Origin of the sequence: Klebsiella sp. (assembly GCF_027492335.1) — a bacterium.
Classification (GTDB): domain Bacteria; phylum Pseudomonadota; class Gammaproteobacteria; order Enterobacterales; family Enterobacteriaceae; genus Klebsiella; species Klebsiella huaxiensis.
Map to the genome: position 1 here is coordinate 1 of NZ_JAPUEW010000055.1, position 10,170 is coordinate 10,170.

9 protein-coding genes are annotated in these 10,170 nt (G+C 55.1%); 6 read left to right on the forward strand and 3 right to left on the reverse strand.

The annotated features are described in order from the left end of the window. Nucleotides 1-377 precede the first annotated feature (377 nt). From QVF11_RS17135 to idi, 6 genes are all read left to right on the forward strand, one after another. On the forward strand, nucleotides 378-1,778 hold the full coding sequence (locus QVF11_RS17135) for a nucleobase:cation symporter-2 family protein (protein ID WP_112216519.1): 1,401 nt from the start codon (nucleotides 378-380) through the stop codon (nucleotides 1,776-1,778). 15 nt (nucleotides 1,779-1,793) lie between these two features. Continuing rightward, the gene (guaD, locus tag QVF11_RS17140) at nucleotides 1,794-3,110 is read left to right on the forward strand and encodes a guanine deaminase (protein WP_112216520.1); all 1,317 of its coding nucleotides are present in this window, start codon (nucleotides 1,794-1,796) and stop codon (nucleotides 3,108-3,110) included. 32 nt (nucleotides 3,111-3,142) lie between these two features. After that, nucleotides 3,143-4,510, forward strand: coding sequence for a guanine/hypoxanthine transporter GhxQ (gene ghxQ, locus QVF11_RS17145; RefSeq protein WP_287858388.1), 1,368 nt, complete (start codon nucleotides 3,143-3,145; stop codon nucleotides 4,508-4,510). A gap of 83 nt (nucleotides 4,511-4,593) precedes the next feature. Beyond that, nucleotides 4,594-6,039 (forward strand): nucleobase:cation symporter-2 family protein, encoded by a 1,446-nt coding sequence (locus QVF11_RS17150; protein WP_287858390.1) that lies wholly within the window; start codon nucleotides 4,594-4,596, stop codon nucleotides 6,037-6,039. 1 nt (nucleotide 6,040) lies between these two features. Continuing rightward, nucleotides 6,041-6,163, forward strand: a complete 123-nt coding sequence (locus QVF11_RS17155; RefSeq protein ID WP_227015978.1) for a hypothetical protein — start codon at nucleotides 6,041-6,043, stop codon at nucleotides 6,161-6,163. Nucleotides 6,164-6,295: 132 nt separating this feature from the next. After that, nucleotides 6,296-6,844 (forward strand): isopentenyl-diphosphate Delta-isomerase, encoded by a 549-nt coding sequence (idi, locus tag QVF11_RS17160; RefSeq protein WP_287858392.1) that lies wholly within the window; start codon nucleotides 6,296-6,298, stop codon nucleotides 6,842-6,844. Between the two features lie 42 nt (nucleotides 6,845-6,886). Here idi and lysS read toward each other — a convergent pair whose 3' ends face one another. From lysS to QVF11_RS17175, 3 genes are all read right to left on the reverse strand, one after another. Further along, nucleotides 6,887-8,404, reverse strand: a complete 1,518-nt coding sequence (gene lysS / locus QVF11_RS17165) for a lysine--tRNA ligase (RefSeq protein ID WP_110276696.1) — start codon at nucleotides 8,402-8,404, stop codon at nucleotides 6,887-6,889. Between the two features lie 9 nt (nucleotides 8,405-8,413). Then, a protein-coding gene (gene prfB, locus QVF11_RS17170) for a peptide chain release factor 2 (RefSeq protein ID WP_112216523.1) occupies nucleotides 8,414-9,512 on the reverse strand; the annotation gives its coding sequence in 2 pieces (ribosomal slippage) (nucleotides 8,414-9,436 and nucleotides 9,438-9,512; 1,098 coding nt in all). Between the two features lie 85 nt (nucleotides 9,513-9,597). Continuing rightward, nucleotides 9,598-10,170 (reverse strand): DHHA1 domain-containing protein (locus QVF11_RS17175; protein ID WP_287858394.1); only part of this gene is annotated, 573 nt, incomplete at its 5' end.

Genomic DNA, 10,170 nt, shown 5'->3' on the forward strand with positions numbered 1-10,170 from the left:
GGCGCAAAGCGCCTTGCCCGGGCTACGGAAACGCAGACGACTGAAGGCTTGTAGCCCGGACAGATGCGCAGCATCGCCTCCGGGAAGATTCTGTGGTCTTCCTCCCGGGGGCGGCGCAAAGCGCCTTGCCCGGGCTACCAAAACCGCACAGGCCTGTAGCGCGAGCCGGGAAAGAAACGCCCCTCTCTGAGGGAGAAAACCGGCCGGTTCCTCATTTCGGGGAGACGGCCTGGCTAAGTGATTCAATCATTATTAAATGCCATCTGTGGATTGAGAACCGTCTTTCTCAGGGCCTCCTGTGCCCAAAATTCGCAGAATTTAATTTCACTGATTCAGATGATCAAATTTGCTTATACCCAAATAGAGGGAGTAAAGGGATGTCTGATATAAACCGCACAGGTTCCGATCTGATTTATGAACTGGAGGATCGTCCTCCTTTTCACCAGACGATTGTGGGAGCGATTACCCATCTGTTGGCCATTTTCGTTCCCATGGTCACCCCCGCCCTGATCGTAGGGGCAACGCTACAACTCTCTGCGGAAACCACCGCCTATCTGGTTTCGATGGCGATGATCGCCTCCGGGATCGGCACCTGGCTACAGGTGAACCGCTACGGCATCGTCGGCTCCGGATTACTGTCGATACAGTCGGTGAATTTCTCGTTTGTCACCGTGATGATCGCGCTTGGCAGCAGTATGAAAAGCGACGGTTTTCATGAAGAGCTGATAATGTCCTCGCTGCTCGGCGTGTCGTTTGTCGGCGCGTTTCTGGTGGTCGGCTCCTCTTTTATCCTCCCCTATCTGCGCCGGGTCATTACACCTACCGTCAGCGGTATTGTGGTGCTGATGATTGGCCTGAGCCTGATTAAAGTCGGCATTATTGATTTTGGCGGCGGCTTCGCGGCAAAGAGCAGTGGCACCTACGGTAATTACGAGAACCTCGGCGTGGGTTTATTGGTGTTGATGGTGGTGATTGGCTTCAACTGTTGTCGTAGCCCGCTGCTGCGCATGGGCGGGATCGCCATCGGCCTGGGCGTGGGCTACGTAGTGTCGCTGTGTCTGGGAATGGTCGATTTCAGCGGCATGAAAAACCTGCCGCTGGTGACTATCCCGATCCCCTTTAAATACGGTTTTCATTTCAGCCTGCATCACTTTCTGGTCGTCGGCACCATTTACCTGCTGAGCGTGCTGGAAGCGGTTGGCGATATCACCGCTACGGCGATGGTGTCGAGACGCCCCATCCAGGGTGATGAGTACCAGTCGCGCCTGAAAGGCGGCGTGCTGGCGGACGGACTGGTCTCGGTCATCGCCTCCGCGCTTGGCTCCCTGCCGCTCACCACTTTTGCGCAAAACAACGGGGTTATCCAGATGACCGGCGTCGCCTCGCGCTATATCGGGCGCACCATCGCCGTCATGCTGGTGATCCTCGGCCTGTTCCCGACCATCGGCGGCTTCTTCACCACCATCCCCTCGGCGGTACTGGGCGGTGCGATGACGCTGATGTTCTCGATGATCGCTATCGCCGGGATCCGCATCATTATTTCCAACGGCCTGAAGCGCCGTGAAACGCTGATCGTCGCCACCTCTCTCGGGCTGGGGCTTGGCGTCTCTTACGATCCGGAAATCTTCAAAATCTTACCCGCCTCAATTTATGTGCTGGTGGAAAACCCCATCTGCGCAGGCGGACTGACCGCAATCCTGTTGAATATCATTCTTCCGGGCGGCTATCGGCAAGAGGACGTCTTGCCCGCAGCCGATTCATTGGAAGAAGCTGATTAACTGTAAGGAGTTCACATGTCAGGAGAACACACGCTAAAAGCCGTGCGTGGTAGCTTTATCGATATCACGCGCACCATCGAACATCCCGAGGAGCTCGAATCGGCGCTGCGGTTTATCGAGGATGGATTGCTGTTGATTCGCGAGGGCAAAGTCGAATGGTTTGGCGAATGGGAAAAGGGAAAACATCGGGTTCCAGAGGCCATTCGGGTCCGAGATTATCGCGGCAAGCTGGTGATTCCGGGATTTGTTGATACCCATATTCACTACCCGCAGAGCGAGATGGTTGGCGCCTATGGCGAGCAGCTGTTGGAGTGGCTGAATAAGCACACCTTCCCCACCGAGCGGCGCTATCAGGACCTGGAATATGCGCGCGAGATGTCCTCTTTTTTCCTCAAGCAGCTGTTGCGTAACGGCACCACCACCGCGCTGGTCTTCGGCACTGTGCATCCGCAATCAGTAGACGCCCTGTTTGAAGCCGCCAGCCATATCAACATGCGCATGATTGCGGGCAAAGTGATGATGGATCGCAACGCGCCAGAGTATCTGCTGGATGATGCCGAAAGCAGCTACCAGCAAAGCAAAGCGCTGATTGAACGCTGGCACAAAAATGGTCGCCTGCTGTATGCCATCACCCCGCGCTTCGCCCCAACCTCAACGCCGCAACAGCTGGCGATGGCGCAACGTCTGCGCCAGGAGTATCCCGACACCTGGGTACATACGCATCTGTGTGAAAACAAAGATGAAATTGCCTGGGTCAAAGAGCTCTATCCCGATCATGATGGCTACCTTGACGTCTATCACCAGTATGGTTTGACCGGTAAAAACTGCGTTTTCGCCCACTGCGTACATCTGGAAGAGAAAGAGTGGGATCGCCTGAGCGAAACCGACTCCAGCATCGCTTTTTGTCCCACCTCGAACCTGTACCTCGGCAGCGGGCTGTTCAATTTGCAAAAAGCCTGGCGGAAGAAAATCAAGGTCGGGCTGGGCACCGACATCGGCGCAGGCACCACCTTCAACATGCTGCAAACGCTAAACGAAGCCTACAAAGTGGTGCAGTTGCAAGGCTATCGGCTCTCGGCCTATGAGGCGTTCTACCTGGCGACTCTCGGCGGCGCGAAAGCGCTGGGGCTTGACCACCTGATTGGTAATTTCACACCGGGCAAAGAGGCCGACTTTGTGGTGCTGGAGCCGACGGCGACGCCGTTGCAGCAGTTGCGCTACGACAACTCGGTGTCCCTGGTCGACAAACTGTTCGTGATGATGACGCTGGGTGACGATCGTTCTATTTATCGTACCTATATTGACGGCCGCCTGGTGTATGAGCGCACCTGACGAAACCCTTCTATTCTGCTGAGGACATGACTATGTCTGGAGATACTCTGCCTACTCCGGATGCATCGCAGCCCCGCGGTGCGCTGGACGCTTATTTCAAAATTTCGGCTCGCGGTAGTACGGTTCGCCAGGAAGTACTGGCGGGACTCACCACCTTTCTGGCAATGGTCTATTCGGTCATTGTGGTGCCCGGCATGTTGGGAAAAGCGGGTTTCCCACCTGCCGCCGTGTTTGTCGCCACCTGCCTGGTTGCGGGTTTCGGTTCACTGCTGATGGGGTTGTGGGCAAACCTGCCAATGGCCATCGGCTGCGCCATTTCCCTGACCGCCTTTACCGCCTTTAGCCTGGTGCTGGGGCAGCACATCAGTATTCCTGTCGCATTGGGCGCGGTCTTTTTGATGGGGGTGATTTTCACCGCCATTTCGGTCACCGGGGTGCGCACCTGGATCTTGCGTAACTTGCCGATGGGTATCGCTCACGGTACCGGCATCGGTATTGGGCTGTTTCTGCTGCTCATTGCAGCGAACGGTGTCGGCATGGTGATAAAAAATCCACTGGAAGGGCTGCCGGTCGCGCTCGGTTCGTTTACTTCCTTTCCAGTGATCATGAGTCTGTTGGGTCTGGCGGTGATTTTTGGTCTGGAAAAAAATCGCATCCCCGGCGGGATCCTGCTGGTCATTATTGCCATTTCAATTATCGGCCTGATTTTCGATCCCGCCGTTCAGTATCACGGCCTGGTCGCGATGCCCAGCCTGAGCGGCGAAGATGGCAAATCACTGATTTTTAGTCTCGATATCATGGGGGCGCTACAGCCCACCGTACTTCCCAGCGTTCTGGCTCTGGTAATGACCGCCGTATTCGACGCCACCGGCACTATCCGCGCCGTGGCCGGGCAGGCAAATCTGCTGGATAAAGACAACCAGATTATCAACGGCGGCAAAGCGCTGACCAGCGACTCCATTAGCTCCGTATTTTCCGGCCTGGTCGGTGCCGCCCCTGCAGCGGTATATATCGAATCCGCCGCAGGAACCGCCGCCGGAGGGAAAACCGGCCTGACGGCGACCATCGTTGGCCTCCTGTTCCTGTTAATTCTGTTTTTATCGCCGCTGTCGTATTTGATCCCCGGCTACGCCACCGCGCCCGCGCTGATGTACGTGGGGTTATTGATGCTAAGTAACGTCTCGAAGCTTGATTTTGATGACTTTATTGATGCGATGTCCGGGCTGGTCTGCGCGGTGTTTATCGTACTGACCTGCAATATCGTCACCGGCATTATGTTGGGTTTTGTCACCCTGGTTGTCGGGCGCGTCTTCGCTCGCGAGTGGCAAAAGCTGAATATCGGCACCGTAATTATCACCCTCGCCCTGGTGGCATTCTATGCCGGAGGATGGGCGATTTAAGCGCCAGATGTGATGTGCGAAGGTTCACCATTTTACTACCCGGTAACCGATTTGGCGCGTGCCGGGTTCAAGGAGAAAGACGCATGAGCGCCATAGATTCTCAACTTCCACCTCCCGCCGAACCCGGCGGCACGATCGACGAGGTTGACCGCATCTTATCGCCGGGAAAGCTGGTCGTCCTCGGGCTACAGCATGTGCTGGTGATGTACGCGGGCGCAGTGGCGGTGCCGCTGATGATCGGCGACCGGCTCGGGCTGAATAAAGAGGCCGTCGCGCTGCTGATTAGCTCCGATCTGTTTTGCTGCGGCGTGGTTACGCTACTGCAATGCATTGGGATCGGTCGCTTTATGGGCATTCGTCTGCCGGTGATTATGTCGGTGACGTTTGCTGCCGTGACGCCGATGATCGCCATCGGGATGAATCCGAATATTGGCCTGCTGGGGATTTTTGGCGCGACCATTGCCGCAGGCATCATCACCACCTTACTGGCACCGCTTATCGGGCGCTTAATTCCGCTGTTTCCTCCGCTGGTTACCGGTGTGGTGATTACCTCTATCGGCCTGAGCATTATCCAGGTCGGCATCGACTGGGCCGCAGGCGGAAAAGGGAATCCGCAGTACGGCGACCCGGTTTATTTGGGTATTTCATTTGCCGTGCTCGTTTTTATCTTATTAATCACCCGCTTTGCCAAAGGCTTTCTGTCTAACGTCGCCGTATTATTAGGCATTATTTTCGGCTTTGCGCTGTCGTGGATGATGAATGAGGTTAACCTCTCCGGTCTACAGGACGCCTCGTGGTTTGCCATCGTCACGCCAATGGCCTTCGGCATGCCGGTGTTTGATCCGGTATCGATTCTGACCATGACAGCGGTGTTGATCATCGTCTTTATCGAATCGATGGGCATGTTCCTCGCCCTCGGGGAGATTGTCGGTCGCAAACTGTCTTCGCAGGATATTATCCGCGGACTGCGCGTTGATGGTGTGGGCTCCTTGATTGGCGGCTTATTTAACAGCTTTCCCCATACGTCATTTTCGCAAAACGTCGGACTGGTCAGCGTGAGCCGGGTATACAGCCGCTGGGTGTGTATTGCCTCTGGGGTTATTTTGATTCTGTTTGGCATGGTGCCAAAAATGGCGGTGCTGGTGGCATCGATCCCCCAGTTTGTACTGGGCGGAGCCGGCCTGGTGATGTTTGGCATGGTGCTGGCCACGGGGATTCGTATTCTGTCACGCTGCAACTACACCACCAATCGCTACAACCTCTATATTGTGGCGATCAGTCTCGGCGTTGGGATGACGCCAACGTTGTCGCACGATTTCTTTTCTAAACTGCCCGCAGTGCTACAGCCGCTGCTGCATAGCGGTATTATGCTGGCCACCATAAGCGCCGTGGTGCTTAACCTCTTCTTTAATGGTTATCGCCACCATACCGAACTGGCACAAGAAACGGCATCCTCGGGTAGAAAAGTCCGCACGGTACGCATGTGGTTGCTGCTGCGAAAGCTAAAAAAGAGCCAGCGGGAGGAGTGATATGAATATCTTACTGCGCTGTATTATTAGCCTTTTCTTACTGATGCTGATGGCGATCCCTGCCGTTTCTGACGGTATTGCGTTAGGCATTGAAAGCCGGTTTCACTTTCTGCTGCTTTTTTAAGCATCTCACTTCAAGCAGTTCCGTTTCTGTTACGGGACTGCTTCCCCCTATCGGTTAAATAGTCCGAAGTGTTAATTATTCCGTCGCATTAAGGCTTATAATAGCGAGTGCTTAAGATTCTTGGTGGACACTATGCGACAGGAACATGTCATCTTGCTGGATGAGCAAGATAAGCCTTCAGGTATGCTGGAGAAGTATACCGCTCACACCCTCGACACCCCACTGCACCTCGCGTTTTCCTGTTGGTTGTTCAATGAAAAAAACCAACTGTTGGTCACCCGACGTTCGCTTGGCAAAAAAGCCTGGCCCGGAGTGTGGACTAACTCGGTTTGCGGGCACCCGCAAACGGGCGAAACGTTTGAGCAGGCCGTTGCGCGCCGCTGCCGCTTTGAGCTGGGCGTCGATATCCACAACATAACGCCTGTTTATCCTGAATTTCGTTATCGGGCCGTAGCGCCAAACGGTATTGTCGAAAATGAAGTCTGCCCGGTGTATGCCGCCCGAAGAGCCAGCCCGCTACAGATAAATCCTGATGAAGTGATGGATTTCCAGTGGTGCAATCTTGAAGATGTTTTCAGCGGGATCCGTGCCACGCCGTGGGCTTTCAGCCCGTGGATGGTGATGCAGGCTTCGGACGATAATGCGCGTAACGCATTGATAAATTTTAGCCGTCAGGCATAAAAAACCCCAGCTCTGCTGGGGTTTCGTTTATTACGGTAATGCTTATTTTACCGGACGCATCGCCGGGAACAGGATCACGTCGCGGATGGTGTGGCTGTTGGTAAACAGCATGACCATACGGTCAATACCGATACCGAGACCTGCGGTCGGCGGCAGGCCGTGCTCCAGCGCGGTCACGTAGTCTTCGTCATAGAACATCGCTTCGTCATCACCGGCGGCTTTCGCGTTTACCTGATCCAGGAAGCGCTGCGCCTGGTCTTCGGCATCGTTCAGCTCGCTGAAACCGTTACCGATTTCGCGCCCGCCGATGAAGAACTCAAAGCGGTCGGTGATTTCCGGGTTCTCGTCGTTACGACGCGCCAGCGGAGAGACTTCTGCCGGATATTCAGTAATGAAAGTCGGCTGAATCAAGTGCGCTTCCGCCACTTCTTCGAAGATCTCGGTCACGATACGGCCCAGGCCCCAGCTCTTCTCAACGTGAACGCCGATAGATTCAGCAATGGCTTTCGCGGAATCGAAGTTATCCAGGTCCGCCATCTCGGTTTCCGGACGATATTTCTTAATCGCTTCGCGCATGGTCAGTTTTTCAAACGGCTTGCCGAAGTCGAAGGTCTGATCGCCGTAAGGCACTTCAGTGTGGCCCAGAACGTCCTGTGCCAGAGTGCGGAACAGAGATTCGGTCAGCTCAATCAGATCTTTATAATCCGCATACGCCATATAGAGTTCCATCATGGTGAACTCTGGGTTATGGCGAACGGAGATGCCTTCGTTACGGAAGTTACGGTTGATTTCGAACACACGCTCAAAACCACCAACCACCAGACGTTTCAGGTACAGTTCCGGCGCGATACGCAGGTACATGTCGAGGTCTAGTGCGTTGTGATGGGTGATAAATGGACGGGCGGAAGCGCCGCCAGGGATCACCTGCATCATCGGGGTTTCAACTTCCATAAAGCCGCGGCCGACCATGAACTGACGAATGCCAGCCAGGATCTGCGAACGAACTTTAAAGGTGTTGCGAGATTCATCATTGGAGATCAGGTCCAGATAGCGCTGACGATAACGCGCTTCCTGATCCTGCAGGCCGTGGAATTTGTCCGGAAGCGGGCGCAGGGCTTTGGTCAGCAGACGCAGCTCGGTGCAGTGGATAGAGAGTTCACCGGTCTTGGTTTTGAACAACTTACCGCGTGCAGCGATGATGTCCCCGAGGTCCCATTTCTTGAACTGCTCGTTGTAGACGCCTTCCGCCAGATCGTCACGCGCAACGTACAGCTGAATGCGGCCGCCAACGTCCTGCAGCGTAACGAAGGAAGCTTTACCCATAATACGACGGGTCATCATGCGGCCAGCAACGGCGACTTCAACATTCAGCGCTTCCAGCTCTTCGTTTTCTTTCGCATCGAAGTCAGCGTGCAGTTGGTCAGAGGTGTGGTCACGACGGAAATCATTCGGGAACGGGATACCCTGCTCACGCAGTGCAGCCAGCTTTTCACGACGGGCTTTCAGTTCATTATTAAGGTCAATTGCCGCGTCAGCGCCCTGTGCTTGTTGTTCAGACATGTTGGTTCCTCATAACCCTGCTTTCAAACTTGCTTCGATAAATTGATCCAGGCTGCCGTCCAGCACCGCCTGAGTGTTGCGGGTTTCCACCCCGGTGCGCAGATCTTTAATGCGGGAGTCATCCAGCACGTAAGAGCGGATCTGGCTGCCCCAGCCGATGTCGGACTTGGTATCTTCCATCGCCTGCTTCTCGGCATTTTTCTTCTGCATTTCCAGCTCATAAAGCTTCGCTTTCATCTGCTTCATGGCCTGGTCTTTGTTCTTGTGCTGTGAACGGTCGTTCTGGCACTGCGTCACTAAGCCGGTCGGAATGTGGGTGATACGCACTGCGGATTCCGTACGGTTAACGTGCTGACCGCCCGCGCCGGATGCGCGGTAAACGTCGATACGCAGATCCGCCGGGTTGATTTCGATATCAATATCGTCATCCACTTCCGGGTAAACAAACGCAGAGCTGAAAGAAGTGTGGCGGCGGCCGCCCGAATCGAACGGGCTCTTACGCACCAGGCGATGCACGCCGGTTTCGGTACGCAACCAGCCGTAGGCGTAATCGCCGATAATCTTGATAGTCACGGACTTAATGCCCGCCACTTCGCCTTCAGATTCTTCAATAATTTCGGTTTTGAAGCCACGCGCTTCAGCCCAGCGCAGATACATACGCGTCAGCATGCTGGCCCAATCCTGCGCTTCTGTACCACCGGAACCGGCCTGGATATCAAGGTAACAATCGGCGCTGTCATATTCACCGGAGAACATGCGGCGAAACTCCAGTTGCGCCAACTTCTCTTCCAGCACGTCAAGTTCGGCAACGGCTTCGTTGAAAGTCTCTTCGTCATCGGCTTCAACGGCCAGCTCCAGCAGACCGGAAACGTCTTCCAGGCCCTGGGACATCTGATCAAGCGTTTCCACGATGGCTTCCAGAGAGGAACGTTCTTTGCCCAGCGCCTGTGCGCGCTCGGGTTCGTTCCAGACGTCCGGCTGCTCCAGCTCGGCGTTTACTTCTTCGAGACGCTCTTTCTTAGCATCATAGTCAAAGATACCCCCTGAGAACGTCGGAGCGCTCCGTGAGGTCCTGAATGCGGTTTTTTACCGGATTTATTTCAAACATGATCGGTTTCTTTTAATGGATTCGTCAAAATGCGGTGATAAGAGCGGAATTCTACCGGATTCGCGCCCTCATTAATACACTGTTGTCAATTTGGCCAGAGGTGGTCAATGATCAACTGCAGGCTGCGGTTCCCGCGGAACTCATTGATATCAAGCTTATAGGCAAGCTGAACTTCGCGAACGCCGGGATCCGGCCAAATGGCAGTATCGACATTAAACGCAATACCGTCCAGCAGCGGGCCGCCGCCAACGGGTTCAACCATGACCTTCAGGTGACGCTCGCCGACCAGGCGCTGCTGTAAAATGCGAAAACGGCCATCGAACAGCGGTTCGGGGAACATTTGCCCCCAGGGGCCCGCGTCACGCAGCATTTGAGCAACTTCCATGCTCATTTCAGCCGCCGCCAGAGGACCGTCAGAGACCACTTCCCCTTGCAATAGCGCGGGGTCGAGCCACTCGGTAACCAGCTCGCCAAAGCGCTGCTGAAACTCATCAAAGCGCGCCTCTTCCAGCGAGAGCCCTGCCGCCATTGCATGGCCGCCGAACTTCAGAATCATGCCAGGATAGAGCGTATCCAGACGCTCCAGCGCATCGCGCATGTGCAGCCCCTGAATCGACCGACCGGAGCCTTTTAGCAGTCCGTCTCCGGTGGGCGCAAA